20 protein-coding genes are annotated in these 16,648 nt (G+C 43.2%); 2 read left to right on the top strand and 18 right to left on the bottom strand.

Annotated features, from left to right (window positions below; all coding sequences use genetic code 11):
• Positions 1–245: 245 nt before the first annotated feature.
• The 10 genes from RS891_RS08635 to RS891_RS08590 form a co-directional block, all read right to left on the bottom strand.
• Positions 246–1,529, bottom strand: coding sequence for an S-layer homology domain-containing protein (locus RS891_RS08635; RefSeq protein ID WP_315795095.1), 1,284 nt, complete (start codon positions 1,527–1,529; stop codon positions 246–248).
• A 330-nt stretch (positions 1,530–1,859) separates the two neighbouring features.
• The gene (locus RS891_RS08630) at positions 1,860–2,297 is read right to left on the bottom strand and encodes an NUDIX domain-containing protein (RefSeq protein WP_315796245.1); all 438 of its coding nucleotides are present in this window, start codon (positions 2,295–2,297) and stop codon (positions 1,860–1,862) included.
• Positions 2,298–2,459: 162 nt separating this feature from the next.
• Positions 2,460–2,594, bottom strand: coding sequence for a hypothetical protein (locus RS891_RS08625; protein ID WP_315795094.1), 135 nt, complete (start codon positions 2,592–2,594; stop codon positions 2,460–2,462).
• Between the two features lie 2 nt (positions 2,595–2,596).
• Entirely contained in the window at positions 2,597–2,806 is a 210-nt protein-coding gene (locus RS891_RS08620; protein ID WP_315795093.1) for a hypothetical protein, read from the bottom strand.
• On the bottom strand, positions 2,803–3,321 hold the full coding sequence (locus RS891_RS08615) for a GNAT family N-acetyltransferase (protein ID WP_062320254.1): 519 nt from the start codon (positions 3,319–3,321) through the stop codon (positions 2,803–2,805). Before RS891_RS08615 ends, RS891_RS08620 begins: the two co-directional genes overlap by 4 nt.
• Positions 3,322–3,487: 166 nt before the next feature.
• Positions 3,488–3,910 carry a GNAT family N-acetyltransferase gene (locus RS891_RS08610; protein WP_315795092.1) on the bottom strand — a complete coding sequence of 141 codons (423 nt, stop codon included), beginning with the start codon at positions 3,908–3,910 and terminating at the stop codon, positions 3,488–3,490.
• A gap of 168 nt (positions 3,911–4,078) precedes the next feature.
• Positions 4,079–4,447: a YybH family protein gene (locus tag RS891_RS08605; protein WP_315796243.1), complete on the bottom strand. Its 369-nt coding sequence runs from the start codon at positions 4,445–4,447 to the stop codon at positions 4,079–4,081.
• A 29-nt stretch (positions 4,448–4,476) separates the two neighbouring features.
• Complete coding sequence (locus tag RS891_RS08600) at positions 4,477–4,986, bottom strand: 8-oxo-dGTP diphosphatase (RefSeq protein ID WP_315795091.1); 510 nt, start codon at positions 4,984–4,986, stop codon at positions 4,477–4,479.
• Positions 4,987–5,333: 347 nt separating this feature from the next.
• Positions 5,334–7,820, bottom strand: a complete 2,487-nt coding sequence (locus tag RS891_RS08595) for a right-handed parallel beta-helix repeat-containing protein (RefSeq protein ID WP_315795090.1) — start codon at positions 7,818–7,820, stop codon at positions 5,334–5,336.
• 122 nt (positions 7,821–7,942) lie between these two features.
• The gene (locus tag RS891_RS08590) at positions 7,943–8,728 is read right to left on the bottom strand and encodes a DUF3891 family protein (protein WP_315795089.1); all 786 of its coding nucleotides are present in this window, start codon (positions 8,726–8,728) and stop codon (positions 7,943–7,945) included.
• A 193-nt stretch (positions 8,729–8,921) separates the two neighbouring features.
• Here RS891_RS08590 and coaA point away from each other — a divergent pair, with 193 nt between their 5' ends.
• Positions 8,922–9,851: a type I pantothenate kinase gene (coaA, locus tag RS891_RS08585; protein WP_315795088.1), complete on the top strand. Its 930-nt coding sequence runs from the start codon at positions 8,922–8,924 to the stop codon at positions 9,849–9,851.
• Positions 9,852–9,910: 59 nt separating this feature from the next.
• Complete coding sequence (locus RS891_RS08580) at positions 9,911–10,273, top strand: DUF423 domain-containing protein (RefSeq protein ID WP_315795087.1); 363 nt, start codon at positions 9,911–9,913, stop codon at positions 10,271–10,273.
• A 69-nt stretch (positions 10,274–10,342) separates the two neighbouring features.
• Here RS891_RS08580 and RS891_RS08575 read toward each other — a convergent pair whose 3' ends face one another.
• From RS891_RS08575 to RS891_RS08540, 8 genes are all read right to left on the bottom strand, one after another.
• Positions 10,343–10,894 (bottom strand): histidine phosphatase family protein, encoded by a 552-nt coding sequence (locus RS891_RS08575; RefSeq protein ID WP_113051587.1) that lies wholly within the window; start codon positions 10,892–10,894, stop codon positions 10,343–10,345.
• Positions 10,895–10,926: 32 nt separating this feature from the next.
• A complete protein-coding gene (gene murI / locus RS891_RS08570) occupies positions 10,927–11,751 on the bottom strand; it encodes a glutamate racemase (RefSeq protein WP_315795086.1) in 825 nt (274 codons plus the stop codon).
• Positions 11,752–11,999: 248 nt separating this feature from the next.
• The gene (locus RS891_RS08565) at positions 12,000–12,416 is read right to left on the bottom strand and encodes a hypothetical protein (RefSeq protein WP_315795085.1); all 417 of its coding nucleotides are present in this window, start codon (positions 12,414–12,416) and stop codon (positions 12,000–12,002) included.
• 251 nt (positions 12,417–12,667) lie between these two features.
• Complete coding sequence (locus RS891_RS08560; RefSeq protein WP_315795084.1) at positions 12,668–13,363, bottom strand: GNAT family N-acetyltransferase; 696 nt, start codon at positions 13,361–13,363, stop codon at positions 12,668–12,670.
• 234 nt (positions 13,364–13,597) lie between these two features.
• The gene (locus RS891_RS08555; protein ID WP_315795083.1) at positions 13,598–14,482 is read right to left on the bottom strand and encodes a serine/threonine-protein kinase; all 885 of its coding nucleotides are present in this window, start codon (positions 14,480–14,482) and stop codon (positions 13,598–13,600) included.
• Positions 14,479–15,060, bottom strand: a complete 582-nt coding sequence (locus tag RS891_RS08550; RefSeq protein ID WP_315795082.1) for a GNAT family N-acetyltransferase — start codon at positions 15,058–15,060, stop codon at positions 14,479–14,481. The genes RS891_RS08555 and RS891_RS08550 overlap by 4 nt, the downstream gene beginning before the upstream one ends.
• The gene (locus tag RS891_RS08545) at positions 15,057–15,638 is read right to left on the bottom strand and encodes a DJ-1/PfpI family protein (protein ID WP_315795081.1); all 582 of its coding nucleotides are present in this window, start codon (positions 15,636–15,638) and stop codon (positions 15,057–15,059) included. The genes RS891_RS08550 and RS891_RS08545 overlap by 4 nt, the downstream gene beginning before the upstream one ends.
• Positions 15,639–15,726: 88 nt before the next feature.
• On the bottom strand, positions 15,727–16,647 hold the full coding sequence (locus RS891_RS08540; protein WP_397386906.1) for an SDR family oxidoreductase: 921 nt from the start codon (positions 16,645–16,647) through the stop codon (positions 15,727–15,729).
• Position 16,648: the final 1 nt, after the last annotated feature.

Here is a 16,648-nt window from a genome sequence, read left to right as displayed (position 1 = left end):
TGATCAGCTTTAAAACTTCCATCATCAAGCTGATACCAATAAACACCTGGATTAGCAACTCTTGGTGCAGATTTTACGGTCAGGACAGATGGACTCTTCATTGATTTTGGACCGTACGGATCATTGGTAGCTGCTTGAATTGGAAGATAAAATGTGCCCATAGCACCTACAATTAAAAACATAACGTTAAATACTAACATTAATTTATAATGGAGTTTCAGTACTCACTCACCGCCTTGAAGAAACTACATGTTCTGAATTTGAACTAAATCATTGTTGTTAGCTTTTAAATAATAAGAGCCACCTTTTGCCACGAGCACAGAGGAAGTCCAAAAACGTTTTTTAACATCTTTCTTTATAAGATTACTAGACATCTCTGGAATAGTTATGAATCCATTTTTTTCGGCATGTTTAACATCCATACGATTAAATCTTAACAATGCACTGTCTAGACCACCGCTAAAAGCTAAGAGATTCGATTTTTCTATATTGGATGTAAACGATATATCTGCAAATGTCATGTAGCTTCCTGGAAACTGAATGGAATCGGGACCAATAAACAGTGATGAGTAAACCCCTTTCGGCGTGCCTTTCGTAACATCTACTACAATAATTCGATGCAGTCGAAGTATGCCAGAATTATTAGAGAGAGTTATATCTCCCTTAGATAGATCACTTACAGTAACAGAATTTTTAGTATAAAAATAATTACTAATCGTCGTTAAATTCGTTCCCGTTGTACCTACCTCGCGCATTTCATTCAGATCACTGTACTTTCCTGCATCCGTCCCCTCCACATCCATATAACGCAGCAAAATGGCAGACACTTCGGCTCGCGTTGTTGGATCAGCAGGCTTCAAGGAACCATCCTCAAATCCACCGACAATGCCTGTCCCGCGAACAAGTGCAAGATAAGGAATTTGCTCTGCACGAATCGTCCCCCGATTCACTTCAGGGGTAGGTAGAAGTGTATTTTTGGTATCGTCAAAAGCATCCTGGAAACTGGTTCCGGACTTGATTAGTCCGTTCGCTATCCATTTCATCATCTCATAGCGTGTCAGCTCGGCATTGGGATTAAATCCTTTGGGATAATCATTAGCGTTAATGAAGCCTTGACCCACCAACTGTGTCACAGCTGATTCAGACCAATGTCCCTTGAGATCAGCAAAAGGATTCTCTCCTTGTACCTTTTCCAAGCTGGTTGCACGGCTGAGAAGTGTGGCATACTCACCACGGGTGATTTTGGCATTGGGGCGGAACGTACCATCCTGGTAGCCGGAAATTAGATTTTTATCATAGGCTTTGACAATGGTAGCTTGTGCCCAGTGCCCTTTGATATCTTTGAACTTCGTAAGCGCAGAAGCCGTTGTGCCCGCTCCATTCGTGCTTGTAGCAGCATCCGCAGTAGACACCAGACCCACAGTTCCATTAGTCAGCAGCGTTCCCGCCAGCAAAGCCGACGTCAACAATCCGACTATCAACACATTCCTTTTTGACTTACTCCCCGCTAATCTCATCTGTTTCTCCAATCTACTCACTCTCCTATGTACCTTAGTATGGGGCAAACTTCCTGCTTCTTCAGCACTCGTACTACTCTTCAATCCAAAACCTAAATTTGTCATAATCATCAATATTCTACCATGCATTTTTAGGCTATTGGTATTATTTTTCAGCGATCCCCATCACCACAAGGCATGCAACCTCCCCTTCCAAAGACCCAATTCACCCCTAAAAACACAAAAAAAGGCCACGAATCCGCAGATTCATAGCCTTATGCTTTAAGGTGTCAGTCCTATTCAGTTGAAAAAATTGTAATCTATCTATCACAGAATAAACGATTCTGTTCCATTTGACCAGTCCTAAAATTCAAATCCAAGTAGGTTTCTATTAAAATTGCTAATCATATGCTCTGCAAATGGCGTCAACGATAACGCTCTGACCTCTTCCATAGTACACCATTTTGCGCCCAGTGAATCTTCGCCATCCGGTTCCCTTTTGATCTCATAAGGCCGACTTTCGCTTGTCAAATATACATCGTATAGAATTCCAATATGGTGTAGCTCTTCCGGCTCGCCTTTGTACACCCACTCCAAAACATTCGATTCCGCAGAACGAATCACCAATTGTAGATCGGAAAGTCCCGTCTCCTCTTCAATCTCACGATGAAGGGCGGTCTCCGGTTGCTCACCAAATTCCAACCTTCCTCCAGGCAAATCCCATCTCCCCATATAGGCTCCTCTTGCTTTATGAACTAACAGGAATTTTTGCTCCCAAGTGACTAAACCGTATACTCCCATGTGTGTGTACCGATCCACTTAAAGGTTCTTCCTCTCGTCTGAAAGATGCCTAACTTGCTCTTCCAATCTACGAATACGCTTATTCATCTGATAGAACGATGGAGTAAATATCACTCCAACTATAATAATAATGACCCAGACACTCAAATCATCAGCCCCTATCTAAGAATCTCCCGACTCTAGCGATAACCGAACAATCAGTTCTTCACCCTCAATCAACAATGCGGTTAGTCCTTTGTTCGAGCCAGATTGGTGATTCTCTCCGTTGGTCCAATATGCGGCTTCTCCCGCTCGCACAGCTACCCTTCCACCCAACCTTCCCCTTCAAGCACCAGAAACACCTGCTCACCCACTGCTGGATGCAAACCTACACTTCCTCCTGCAGACAGTTTCAGTTGTGCTACGTGGCAATCTGTTGTGCTGCGGAGTATCGGTGTAATCTCTGCTCCCTCACTGCCATAAGCGGTGATGCCGCGACGGTCCTCTGGTTTGAGCCGATATATTTTCACTTCTTGTTCTCCTCTGCCACGGTATCCAGATCCAGAGCCAGACGGATCATATCGACGCAGCGAATACCATCTTCTATAATCTCTTCTTCATAATGTTTCACAAAGAAATCCCGATCGACCCCGATAATGCGAAAACCACAGCGTTGATATAGCTTCAATTGATGAAAACTTGAGTTGCCTGTCCCAATTTCTACCGTTCGACCACCGAGCCTGCGTGCTGCCTCTATTGCTTCTTTGATCATGTGTTTGCCAACACCCTGTCCCTGTAATTCTTCCTGAACGGCAATATTAACAATCTCAACCGTTTCTGGACGCGTCTTCAGCAAAACAAACTCTCCTACCATTTCTCCTTCATATTCAGCGATAAAGCAAACACCGCGACTTAAATATTCGTCAACTATAGCTTTGGACGGATCAGCCATTAATAAAAGTTCATAAGGTTTTTCTTCTTCCCAGTCCAAAATCCGGAACGACAATTTCACACCAATCTCCACCTTTTCCTCGTACATATTCATTTACGTCCCGTTTGCAGAAGCCTATGTATGGCTAGTCACCAAATATATAACAACCTTCCGTATATAAATGTTTTAGTCTGAATTCATATTTTTCTCTTTTTATATCTTCGGGTTACGCCGGAACGATTTTTATATTTTATTTCAACCATCTAGTTCACCAAATCTATTAGCTATTTACCGCTCCAGCCTGATTTTGATAATGACGAATCACCATGCCAGATGCTTTGTTCATGCCCTGTTTTTCATAGAACTCCTGGAGTTCGTTATCGCACAAAAGATCAATCATATAGAGATCACCCAGACGATTAAACATACGCTTGATGAGATCTGTTCCGATCCCGTTACCCTGATACTCTGGAAGCACTTCCAATAAGGGAATATATGCACTAAGAACTCCATCTGAAATCGCTTGAATAAAGCCCACCACATTTCCGGTTTCTTCATCAATTGCCAGTTCGACAGCATAGGAGTTTTCCAGCAACTTCAGGAAAGTAGCCGTAGATGGAGGGTTTGGCCAACCTTCAAAAAAATTCCCGCTAAGTTGGTCGATACCTATTCCCTCAAGCGATTCACGAAATGTAATATCCATAATAGCAAGTCCTCTCCTTTAAAAAAGTAAACTTCATTATATCATAATATCTGGATATAAATATATAGAATTGGCTGATAAAATATGAGACACGCTTCAGATAGAACCCTTAATTATTAGCTTTATTCAATTAAACCGTTTTAAAAACGCAATGTACTATTCCTCACGTTATTCACCCGCACTTAAATGTTCATGGATTAATTTCCATTCTCCGTTGATGCCTGCAACAAATACATTGGTAGCCCGACCTTTTCCGGAAGCCGGTTCCCCTTGATACATTCCTTTCCAGTGATAGGTGTAAATACAGACCGCCTGCTCTTCGCCAGTCGTAATCCACATGACATCCTCTGCACGATATACCTCATCCTTGACTGTATCCCAAGCGTTTTCGAAATAAGCCCGAATTGCGTTAAGGGTAGTACAAGACGTTCCGGTAAACCAATATACGGCATCCGGTGATAACCATTTGCTTACCTCATCAAAATTATGTGTATTGGTCGCTGCAATGTATCCTTCAAGCGCATGCTGGTATCCCATCATTTCTTCCTCCTCATGAGCGTCTTAAATTATTTAACTTCACTCTGTTCAAGAACCGAATCGCTATACAACATAAACGTCTCTTTCAGTGTACGTCCAGTTGACTTCTCCCAGATCACACTACGCTCAAATGTACCTGCTTGAAAAAATCTCGGAAAACGTTCCGCAAACCAGTCCTGCATAGGCAGTTCAAGCGCTTGACCTAAAGACACCCACAACAGTTCACCTTCAGGCGGCTCGCTCAGTAGCTCCCCCTCATAAGAAGTAGCCACGTAGTTGAAAACCATATAACGCAATCCTTGTTCCGGATCACAAAATTCATCAAGACCTTTATATGTAATTTCTTTCACCACAAGTCCTGTTTCCTCTTTAACTTCTCGCACGGCACCATCCACAATACTTTCCGGAAAATCAACTTTCCCTCCAGGAGCAATATATCCGGGAAATCCTTTTTGGTTGGGTCGATTCATTAATAGTACCTGGTCATTTTGTTTGTCCCATACCATACACATCGTTAAAATCTCAGTTTTAGTGTCCATGTTTTTCCTCCTAGTTGCCTTATACAAAACCTAATTCCTTTCAATTCACACATATTCACTTACTCAACAGAAGAACCTTCCAATCCTTGATTCCCAGGTGTTTTTCTGTCCTCTTCGTTCTTGTGTAATTGTTGAATCAAGCTTTTATGTTATATACTAACATTTCTACTTCTAAGATAGATTTCCCTATAACTGTATTCCGGGTTGGTAATATATAAAGTATCTTAGAAGATTTTATCATAGGATTCTTAAGAGGATCTGGTCAATAATTATCAAATATGAAATACCCTTTTCAAGTGGAAATCTTCACGATAACCGCTTAAAAGGGTATTTAAAAGCCTGAAGGATCAAGTCCAAATAATTAAATCCATGAAAGTTGGTTCTTTCATAACGATGTCTACATCAGATTTATTCATAAGAAAAACAACATCTGTATAAACAGAATTTTCGGTATAATTAACTTCTTTTACGTACACAGTAATTCCCTCTACATTTAGATATTGACCTAATCCAATATTTCGAACACTCGAAATTTTCGTAATAACATCAGAGTTTTCAGAGATCGTACCTTTAATAGGAATGACTGGAGATCGGCCATACATGCCTGCGTTCATACAGAGTTTCTCATATACTTTTCCCTTTATATAAATCGTGTTATATACTCGATCATGTTTATGCCATACCTTTGCTGTGTAGGAAACAGGTTGTTTCGCGTCGTTAAAATCATTTACACGCAAAATACGACCATTCACACGATCCCCTTCCCAACATACACATCGGCCATGAAAGGAAGCATCTCCTTGAGATGTTTCTGCAACATTATGTGGTATGGTAACCTTAAGAAAATCATTATTTCTAACAGTAACAGTTCCTCCTGCTATCATCCCAGTGTCTACCCCGGTGTATTCGCCTCCTGATTTTAGAGTAACATAATCACTTGCCAGATTTCCGGATCTCAGTACTACCCCAGCCACACACGAATGAAAATGATTATCTTCAATAAATGAATATGGTGCTCTTTTTAGTATCAATCCCGTATTTGCACTAATTATAAAATTCGCCCTAATCTGAATACCAACTACCCTCAGAGGATCAAGAAAAATCGCTGTTGAGCAGTCTCTAATAGTATTTCCGTCAATGGTACATGGCTCGCCATCCTCATGCTTTTTAGCCGTTCCTGCCCAGAACATACCATATTCAAATCCTCTAATTCGATTTCCACGAATCTCTGCCTGTAAAATCCCTTCTCCATTATCAATTAAAATTCCTTTACCGAGCGAACGGGGATATAAATTAGTTTCTCGTATAATGTCATTACCAATTACTCGACAATTAGGTAAGCGTATATGAATAGCTCCATCTAATCGTTGATTGTCTTGGCCTGGATTGACAATACGATTATATAGAATATCCACACCCACATGATCGGAGGGTCCCGGTGAATGGGGATTTAGGTTAAATGGGTTAACCCGAGTTACAATCCCTCCACCAGAGCTACCTATGTCCCCACCAGGTTTTTGAGCAACTCTTTCTAAATAGTTATGTGAGACTGTAACGCCATTAGTATACCGAATATAAATTCCCTGCTCCCAAGTTGCATATAATCGGTTATTGTGGACTTGGATATTCCCTCGGTAAGTTGGCGCATTTAAAGGATCATGAAAACTCCCTTTGTAAATCTGAATACCACAATTAGGACCTAGTATTATATTTTCACTAACAATTGAAGGATTTTCATTCCAAGTTTGGGCAAGGGCATCAATACCTATATCCAGCCCAGGAACTTCAATATAATTATCAGAAATCAAAAAATTGCCTGCGTTTCGAATTTCAGCCGCAGAAGATGTAAAAGCAAATATTATCGCACCAGTATACACATAGCTTGAAAAAGAGATTAAAGTGCCCTCTAATATAGAGTCAATACTCTTGCCACTCTCACCATAAAATCGATTGTTTGATATTGTAAAAGTCTCACATCCCCGATATAAAATGCCCTGAGAAAATTTACGAAAAACACAGTCACGAACTATCCATTCTGAACAGCGATACGCGTCAATACAGCTATTGTTTCTTCCCGGTCCAAAATTATGATAGATAGACTTATCCAACAATACATTGTGGGGAATATTTTCGAATTCTAAAGCTTGAATAGACCAATCAAAGGTATCTTCTTCAGCATAAACTAACGAAAACGCAGCTCCAATCGGATCAAGGTTGTCAATTCTCTTTATCTTAGCCTGTGCCCCTCTCCAGTGCACACTAGATCGTTTAATAATTTTATTTTTAATCCCATATGTTCCAAATGGAAATACAATGATTCCGCCCCCCCTCTGAAAGACGAAATTCTCAGCAGCCTGTATTGCAGGAGCATCATTATTAATACCATCAGCCTTAGCTCCAAACCATTGTGGATAAACTGACTCGGTTTGAAACTCTCCATTTACAGTCCCACCTAAGGAAACATCAAAAATCCACTCGTACGGTCTAGCATCAATAGGTCCTAGAATAGTTAAAGTAACACCCTTTTTTATTCTAAACCTTCCATTACGTTGAAATACAAGTTGTTTATCCGACGGAATAATTACATTTTTATCTATTAGAAAGACCCCTTGTGGAATGATGATTACATCTTTATCCTCAGTCAGAATAGAAGTTAAGGCAGAAGAACTTCCTTGAACTCCAGTACGATCAGCACCATTCCACGTAATGTGAATTCCACGGTCAGCGATTTCTTCATCAATCTGAGTAAAGTTTGCTGCTAATTCTCCACTACGAATTTCATCTTCAGTTAAACCATTATAAAGATTGAGATATTTGGTTTTATCTTTATCCATAGCAGCTCCGCCCTTCTCAGAACTTAAGAAATATCGGTTTCTTGCTATCCATGTATATTCATGGGATCTTGTCATTATTGATATAACTTTTTACTTTATGAGATTAACCTGAGATGCGACACTCAGCTCATGCCTGTAATTAACACCCGGCGCTCTTTCCACTCGGCACGGCGATAAGCCTGCAGCAGACCAAATTTGCGAATACTTGCTTTCGGCACCGATTTGTAAGGCATAACAACTGTAAAGTCCTCATCAAACGGCACAAAAGACAATCCTACTTTCTCATTGGAAAGCCACTCGGCCATAATGGGCTGCCTTGAACAGGCATCGAAGGTAGAGCCCAGTCCATCCGCAAAAAAATCATAACGTGCAGTAGGTGTTCCGGGTTCCTCCATACAAAGAAAAAGGCTGAGCTGATCACAAAAAAGCATAATTTCCAAATCATGTTTCAGCCTAAGCTTCAACGCTTCACCACCACCAAGCTGCTGTTCCCAGCGTAACTGATGCTCCCGTTCATCGTTCAGATATTCCCTAATATCTTCATCATCATTTGCGTTAGCACCCAGGTTGTTTTGAAACAAATCTGTATACATCATGCTGCACAACAACCCGGCGTACAGGTTTTTCTCCCGAACTTCTTCAATACCTTTACGGTAAAATACAAATCGTGGACGCAATGGAAAATCACGAAACGAATACGGTATCTGACTATAATCATTCCAGAATGGAGCAGAATCCAACTCAATCCATCCCCGATCATGCTCTTTTGCGGCAAAAATCAGATCTTCTCGATGCGCTTCATCAGTTAACAATTCCGTTTTCCAATGGGAAGCCATTTCTCCGGCTACTAGTCCATGCTCATGCTGTGCGGTCAAAACAAAATCATGCTCTCTCTCATATACGATCATTTGCTGTCACCCTTCCGCATGGTATACGTTGACTTTAACATAATTTGGTTTACAATTTCCTATAAGTTGCTTTTCATTCAACTTTCAGGGAATATACTAAGGAGTCAACAATGTAAAGGTGTTGTCAGTTCCCTGAAATTTGGTACACTATTGATTGTGCCAACATAACATTACATACAGAAAGCGGGATCTCATGAATTTATACTCTCCTTACACCGAGTTTAACCGCAAGGAATGGGCTGACTTAAAGAAATATCAGACCACTCTTCCACTAACGAAAGCAGAATTGGAACAGCTAAAGGGATTAAATGAAGAGGTATCCATTCAAGAAGTTGAGGATATTTATTTACCTCTTACCCACTTTATTGACTTATATGCAGGAGCTTCACGAGAGCTGAATCGCTTAACGGCATCTTTTCTAAAAAAAGAAGCACATCACGCTCCCTACATTATCGGTATTGGGGGCAGTGTTGCCGTGGGCAAAAGTACAACTGCCCGCCTTCTTCAGGCTATGCTTGCAAGAGGGAAAGGAAATCCCAAGGTGGATCTGGTCACGACGGATGGTTTCCTGTATCCCAATGCCGTGCTGCAAGAGAAAGGCATCATGAACCGGAAGGGATTCCCGGAAAGCTACGATATCAAGTCACTGATTCAGTTCATGGGTGATGTCAAATCAGGCAAACCCGAAGTGATGGCTCCCGTATACTCCCATCTTGCCTACGACGTCATTGCAGGTGAAGAGAATGCCATATGTCAGCCGGATATCCTCATTATTGAAGGAATTAACGTGCTTCAGGTTAAAAAGGAAACCCCTCTGTTGGTCAGTGATTTTTTTGACTTCTCCATCTATATCGATGCGGAAGAGGAGCATATCCGTCACTGGTACATTGAGCGTTTCAAGCTGCTACGCAATACAGCGTTTCAGAATGAGAATTCCTTTTTCCACAGTCGTTTTGCCAATCTGGAAGAAGATGAAGCTGTTCATACAGCAAGTCAGATCTGGAAAGATATCAATGCCAAAAATCTGCACGAAAACATCCTTCCAACCAAAGGACGAGCCAGACTTATTCTGAAAAAAGAAGCGGACCATTCGATTCAGCGCATTCAATTGCGTAAGCTATAAGCGTCATAATGAGCAGAAACATTCTGCTTTATACTCATTAGAAAAGGAGACAAGATTACATGCAGACCTTGATTATACTTGGAAGTATCATGATGTTTCTTGCCGTTGCCCTTGGAGCATTCGGTGCACATGCGCTCAAACGCAGATTGTCTGCTGACATGATCAAAATATACGAGACTGGCGTTCAGTATCACCTTGTTCACGGAATCGGAATCATCCTGCTCGGACTTCTCGCTGATCGACTGGAGCAGCCTTCTCTTGTGTTGCTCGCTGGATGGCTGCTATTCGCCGGCATCCTCTTGTTCTCGGGTAGTCTATATGCCCTAAGCGTAACTGGCGTTCGGAAACTGGGGGCAATCACACCCCTAGGCGGAGTAGCATTTTTGGTCGGTTGGGTAATGTTATTAGTTGCCGCTTTGTAAAACCAATATCGTAAACTGAAAAGAGTGTTCTAGCTGATCTTAAAAATCGCTGGAGCACTCTCTTTATGTTTAACTTCGCCATATACGGCGAATGCTGTGTGTGACTTCAACCCCCTGCTGTTTTTCCAGGATATATACATCAGGATTAGATAGATTTTTCCACTCCTCGAATCCAAAGGATGCATCATGGCTACGAATGAGCAGTGATAACAGATTACCATGTGTAATCACTGCTCCGCTATGTTCAGGCCGGCTCCACAGCTCGTCCAACACCTCAAGGCCCCTGGCTGTCGCGAAACGAGAAGATTCACCACCTTCTTCCGTCCAGTCTTCGTCCGTGTATGTACGTTCAAGCACATCCATCCAGTTATCCAGATGAAGGGAACTTAGCACCCTTTCTTGAAGACGTTCATCCGTATGTATATGTTGCAGGACGGTTTTGCCCAGTGGCGCTGCGGTTTGAAGTGCCCTTTTCCACGGACTCGACACAATATATTGTATAGGGTGCTCCGCCAACATCTCAGCGAGTTCTTCCGCCTGACGTAGTCCTTCATCCGTAAGCTGGGCATCCGGTTCTTGCCCTGTTGCTCTGGCATGACGAATGAGATAAATAGACTGCATCGCCCCTCACCTCCTGTTGATTCAACTTTCATTCAATGCTTCTCCAGATATTTAAGTGCAATTCGCATATTCTCCTGGTCTTCCGAACGACCAGATGAACTAAGAAAAGTAACTTTATCCTCTGTCCACACGCCCTTTTGGTCTGCTAACCCAAGAAGCTGCTTCAAGCGTTTAACCGTTCCCGCACTGCCATCAATAATCTGAATATGATCAGGCAGAACCGTACGAAGAATGGATGTGTAGAACGGATAATGCGTGCAGCCAAGTACAACTGTACCGTATAAATCCAGATCAAGATCAGCCAGTTTGAGGCGGAAATACGCCGCAATCTTATGTGGATCAAAGTCCAACTGCTCACACCACTCCACAAGTTCAGGCAATGGAATAGAATCGACACTGTGATGGTCATCCACTCGGGATACCAATTCATGATATTTCGTTTGGCTCAAGGTCAGGGCTGTAGCAAATACAAGCACTCTTTTGCCGCTTCTTCGATTCATTTCCACAGCGGGTTTCACAGCAGGCTCCATTCCGATAACGGGAATATCATACTTGGCACGCAAATCCTTCACGGTCAGACTGGTCGCTGTGTTGCAGGCAATCACAATCGCTTGCACATTTTCCTGAAAAATAGCCTCCACACAATTGAAGATATGTCCTCTAACCTCATCGGCTGACTTGGTCCCATAAGGAACATGCAGTGTATCAGCATAATACAGAAACGCTTCTTCAGGGAAGTGACGCAAGGCCTTATGCAAGACGGTTAAACCACCGATTCCCGAGTCAAAAAATGCAATTTTCTTCTTCAAGGGTTTCACCTCTATAACGTATTCTTTCAGGTTCCTGGAACCTCTCATTCCTGCTCATGATGACTGGGAGGTGAGTTATGTTATTCTGGGTCATCACAGACGTTAACGTTTGACGACCTGCGGTGATCGTTTCGGTTACGGATCGTTCTTTCGATCGCTGTTGTCTCCAAATTGTCTTGATATATTTTATAAATGTGCAAATTCGGAGACAAAGGCGAATGCTACCGCTTCTTCAGAATCGATTCAGTTCCCTCCACAACCTTCGCTGTAAGTCATGCACTAATGATGATGAGCCATTATTCTACCTTTATTTTATACTGCCTGAGCCAGTCTTTTCCACTTTGCCAGTGTTCCACCGGATTACGCTCTCCGAGCAGCTCCGTACTTGCCTGAGCCATAAGCCATTCCTTAAGGCCATTATCTGCACTGGAATCCAGATGCTGAATCAGGACGTTCAGTCCCTCTTCACCCGTATCCAGAATCTGAGCATACGCCTCTGTATTAGCAGCAATATAGTCACCTGGATTACTTCTGGTCAGAATCTCAGTTTCATTCACGATTTGCTGAAGATTGCTATCAATCTTCCAGCTCACGTCATGAATTTCCGCCTGATTCGAGCATGCTACCAACATCCACACCGCAGACAGCATCACCGTGCCGCTTGCAATCCGTTTGCGAATCATGGAATCACTCCTGTCCTGTTCCAGAATCATCTCCCATTTTTCTTCCTGCTGTATGCTCATCCAGTTGAGTTAGACCAATGCAGCCAGCCTCGGTCTGAATCACTACGACAAATCTATGATCATAATTATACTCATCCCGATAGATATGGATATGCGCTACAATGACATATTACAAGTCCTTTTGTACAAAAGTCCTAATCACTGCTGCAACCCAACTTTACATTCCGGATTTCAACGCAGCGAATTGACACCCTTGATTTAATATGGTTAAAATCATCCTTTTATGATGTGGTCGTGATACTGAGATCCACACCAAACTGGATCAGTCCCAGCTTTCGGGCAACAGTCTGCGAAGCTATATTATCCCATGATGTACTATAGATTGGAATGCGCCCGCTCTCTTTAACATGATACTGCCAGCACTTTACAGCCTCTGCTGCATAACCCTGTCCTCTGAAATTAGGCGATGTATACAGACTCGCCTCAGCACCCTGTTTGGATATACGGGCTGAACAACATACAGCGATAGCCGATTCCTCAATAACATAAGCGGCAACGGGCATTTTTTCATGCACACGCTCTATTAAATCAGGAAAATGCTCTTCCAGCAAAAAAGAACGATGACTCTCTATAAGCTGAACATTTGGATGCCATTCGCCGCACTTCTCGGGAAATGCATAAGCCGGGCCCATCCATACACTCTTCACTGGCTTAAACGTCTCCACTCTCCGAATCAACTTCGCAATATCGAGCGAAAGATCAGCATCACAGCCTAGTTCCTCAATCAGAGTGAACGGCAACAGCTCATGATAGTAGGAACATTGCCCAACAGAAGTTATTCCAATAAATAAGGCTGGAGCCTGACCACCATCCGGTTCGTTAATACTTAACAGACGCTTCTGATTGTCCATCGTATACAATGTATTTGCCTGAATTTTCATCATATCCATGGGTGAAAGGTTTGAATTGGGATCCATAACTACGGTATGAACCTCTGTAATAATGGTTCGCCTACACTTCTTTTTCGAGTGTCATGCTGCTTTGGAAAAACAGTTATTGATCCTGACATCGTATACTTCCACATTGGCTATACCCCCTCATTAATTTCCATTATACGGTATATTTCGTGCAGATACGAATCCAATGTGCACAATTGCGTATGTGTAAATATACGAGAGGATTTTAAGATCCAGACAATGATACAATATCGCTTATTTATCCTGCAGCACGGCTTTTTTCCATGCATCTCCCAAATCAGCAACTGAAGCATAGCGACTCTCCCGCTCAGGGTCTACTGCTCGAATAACCACCTGGTACAACGCTTCTCCCGCATCCCATCTGGCATATGAACGATCCAACTCTCCACCCAGCAGCGAGAAAGCCATCGCTCCCATGTTGAACACATTCGTGACTCCATCAATTGGCGCACCCAACTCAAATTCCTCAGGAGACATAAACCGGGATGATCCCCACATCCGTCCCATCGTATTCGTGAAAGAGCCCTTTCGATACAAATCAATATCGCATATTTTCATCGTTTGTTTGTCAAAATCATAGATCAGACTGCCATCGTAAAAATCAATAGCCACATACCCTCTCCGCTGCACTTCGATGTGAAAATCCAAAATACGCTCCATCGCCTGAATGCGCATCTTTACCGGAAGCTGTCTGAATCGATAATAAGGGGAACGAGGGTCCTCATACTTGGCTGGTGGTGGAAAATCCCAATGGGCATGCAGACATTCTCCCTCCACCCAATCGAATACACAAGCGTAGCCATGTTCCGTTGCAAAATGGTCTTTTAAATGAATCAATGTGTCATGTGCCAAATCTTCGTATATGGAAACGGATGATTTCAAATAATGAATCGCTTCGTCAGGTGCACTTAAACTGTTCGCATGTATCGTGCGTGCTCCAGCATATTTCACGAATTTCCGCTTTCCGTCCTGACCCAGAACACCAAAGGACAAATTGCCGGAATCCTGCTGATCAAACACACGGAATACAGTACCCAGGCGCGCGATCCACTCGAATGAATGAGGTTCTTTTAACTCAAAAGAAATGCCGTCAAGTTCAAGCTGAACCGTGTCCGTCATAAGTCACCACCTTTATCAACATCCACAACGCTCTCATTCAAAAAATCAGTATAAAAGTAAGTCATATGCGCTTCATCGTAGCCTTTTCCCTGAACGACCAGCGCATTACGCTCAATGCCATAGGTTTCAAATCCATACTGCTCATACAATCGCCTTGCTGACTCGTTTGTGGTAACCACACTGAGATTGATTTGCTCTATGCCTTCCAATTCCCTGCCCCGATCCAACACTTCGCGGAGCAATCGGGAAGCAAGTCCACATCCACGATAAGACGGTGAAACATAGACTCCCCAGATGTAACCTTTGTGCCTCAGCTTTAGTCCATGTTCTCTTTTGAACCCCATCGTTCCTGTGAGAATGCCTTCTTCTGTATATGCACCCAGAATGTAATCATCGGGTTCGGTATGTATGCGTTCCTGCACTTCACTCATGGGAAGCTGAATCGACATTTCAAATGAAGCCCCGAAGGCTTCCGGATGATTTTTCAGCGCTTCCAGCCGCAAAGGCCAATACTGCTCTGCCTCATCTCTGCGTATATTGCGAAGGATGAACACGTTCTCCTTCCGACCTTCATTCATGCTTCCACCACTCCCTGCAAGTCATAAGGATAATCGATCTGGAGCTTCACATTATCTGCAGCTTCCTGGCCTGCAAGCAAACCTACGACATAGACCCCAAGATCAATGGACGTCGCTACCCCACCAGCTGTAATCACATTTCCGTCTTTCACAATCCGGGTTTGAATCACCTCGGCAACATATGGCTCAAGCAGTTCATAGACATTGGGATGCGTCGTTGCTTTTTTACCTGTTAAAAACCCCGCTGCCCCCATCAGCAGAGAGCCTGTGCACACGGATACCTTTAGTGGAACATTCTCGGCCTGTCTCAGCCAACCCACAAAAGCCTCATCGAATCGAAGCTTACGTGTTCCCATACCACCAGGCACAAAAACGAGATCATATTCCGCCAAATTAGGCTTCACCCGGTCCACTTTCAACGTTAGGCCTGATTCGTCCGTAACCTGATCTGTCATCGCACATGTTTCCCACGTCGTGCCTTTGGTTTGTTCAAAGAAATTCAACCGATTGATCACATCATAAAATCCTGCAAAATCAAGGAAAGTCAAACCATCAAACAAAACAAAAGCGATTTTCATATAAAAGCCCTCCATTATTTTTTTATTTCGACGCATCCCGCTCCATGGCTTCCTTCACCCAATCACGTTCCGGTAGTTTACTGTTGCCCTATTTCAATGCATGTGAAATAATCCACTCCAGCCATTTCCATGGAAGCAGCAGCTTGCCGATGATAAGCAGACGCGAGCCTTTACCCAGCGCATAACGGAGCCTTGGTGCACGCATCCGTGCAATGCGAGCAATCAGATCTGCCACTTCCTGCGGGTTTGGTGCAGTCTCTCCAGCATGCTGGGAATAACGAAGAACCGCATCCAGCTTATCTTTATAGGGAGAATGTTCGCTCCTGTGAATTTCACCCAAACCTTTACTCCAGATGGGTGTGCGATAAGCACCCGGCTCCACCAGCACAATCCGGACGCCGAATGAAGACATTTCATGACGCAAACTTTCCGTGAAACCTTCCACGGCGAATTTGGATGCAGCATATGGCGCATAACCCGGAAAACCAGACAATCCGCTGACGCTGGACAAGTTGATGATCAATCCCTGCTTTTGCTCACGCATGACAGGCAGGACAGCACGCGTAACGGCAATCAAACCAAACAGATTCGTTTCCATTTGCCTACGCCAATCATCCATGGATACTTCCTCAATAAATCCGCCAAGCGCAAATCCTGCATTGTTCACCAGCATATCGATTCGTCCATTGTTTTGAAGTACCGTCTGAACAGCTTCCTGCACTAAATCAGCATCCGTTACATCCAGGCGAATATACTGTAACCGATCCGAAATGCCCGCCTGCTCCGCCAACCTTGCCAATTCTGCATTCCGACTCAAATCTCGCATCGTTGCTACAACATGATATCCTTGTTTAGCCAGCGTAATCGCCGTAAGCATGCCGAATCCACTCGAGGTACCCGTAATTAACGCAATAGGGACGTTTGAGTCGAACTCTTTCGATTTCCCCACGGTTGAACCTGTTTCGCCCTGTATAGGATCGTCCACTGTCTGTATCTTCTGTTCTGTCATC

This window comes from Paenibacillus sp. BIC5C1 (genome assembly GCF_032399705.1).
In the GTDB taxonomy this organism is placed as follows: Bacteria; Bacillota; Bacilli; order Paenibacillales; family Paenibacillaceae; genus Paenibacillus; species Paenibacillus taichungensis_A.
Note: the sequence above shows the minus strand (reverse complement) of the source record. Positions and strands in the feature narration are given on the sequence as shown.

What these genes read in the sequence shown, in the direction of transcription:
- RS891_RS08550 (WP_315795082.1), bottom strand. Translation starts at nt 15,060, where the DNA reads ATGAATGAAGGTCGGAAGGAGAACGTGTTCATCCTTCGCAATATACGC.
- RS891_RS08595 (WP_315795090.1), bottom strand. Translation starts at nt 7,820, where the DNA reads ATGGATAAAGATAAAACCAAATATCTCAATCTTTATAATGGTTTAACT.
- RS891_RS08630 (WP_315796245.1), bottom strand. Translation starts at nt 2,297, where the DNA reads ATGGGAGTATACGGTTTAGTCACTTGGGAGCAAAAATTCCTGTTAGTT.
- coaA (WP_315795088.1), top strand. Translation starts at nt 8,922, where the DNA reads ATGAATTTATACTCTCCTTACACCGAGTTTAACCGCAAGGAATGGGCT.
- RS891_RS08545 (WP_315795081.1), bottom strand. Translation starts at nt 15,638, where the DNA reads ATGAAAATCGCTTTTGTTTTGTTTGATGGTTTGACTTTCCTTGATTTT.
- RS891_RS08615 (WP_062320254.1), bottom strand. Translation starts at nt 3,321, where the DNA reads ATGAATATGTACGAGGAAAAGGTGGAGATTGGTGTGAAATTGTCGTTC.
- RS891_RS08575 (WP_113051587.1), bottom strand. Translation starts at nt 10,894, where the DNA reads ATGCAGTCTATTTATCTCATTCGTCATGCCAGAGCAACAGGGCAAGAA.
- murI (WP_315795086.1), bottom strand. Translation starts at nt 11,751, where the DNA reads ATGAGAGGTTCCAGGAACCTGAAAGAATACGTTATAGAGGTGAAACCC.
- RS891_RS08565 (WP_315795085.1), bottom strand. Translation starts at nt 12,416, where the DNA reads ATGATTCTGGAACAGGACAGGAGTGATTCCATGATTCGCAAACGGATT.
- RS891_RS08560 (WP_315795084.1), bottom strand. Translation starts at nt 13,363, where the DNA reads ATGGATCCCAATTCAAACCTTTCACCCATGGATATGATGAAAATTCAG.
- RS891_RS08605 (WP_315796243.1), bottom strand. Translation starts at nt 4,447, where the DNA reads ATGGGATACCAGCATGCGCTTGAAGGATACATTGCAGCGACCAATACA.
- RS891_RS08580 (WP_315795087.1), top strand. Translation starts at nt 9,911, where the DNA reads ATGCAGACCTTGATTATACTTGGAAGTATCATGATGTTTCTTGCCGTT.
- RS891_RS08600 (WP_315795091.1), bottom strand. Translation starts at nt 4,986, where the DNA reads ATGGACACTAAAACTGAGATTTTAACGATGTGTATGGTATGGGACAAA.
- RS891_RS08555 (WP_315795083.1), bottom strand. Translation starts at nt 14,482, where the DNA reads ATGACGGACACGGTTCAGCTTGAACTTGACGGCATTTCTTTTGAGTTA.
- RS891_RS08610 (WP_315795092.1), bottom strand. Translation starts at nt 3,910, where the DNA reads ATGGATATTACATTTCGTGAATCGCTTGAGGGAATAGGTATCGACCAA.
- RS891_RS08540 (WP_397386906.1), bottom strand. Translation starts at nt 16,647, where the DNA reads ATGACAGAACAGAAGATACAGACAGTGGACGATCCTATACAGGGCGAA.
- RS891_RS08590 (WP_315795089.1), bottom strand. Translation starts at nt 8,728, where the DNA reads ATGATCGTATATGAGAGAGAGCATGATTTTGTTTTGACCGCACAGCAT.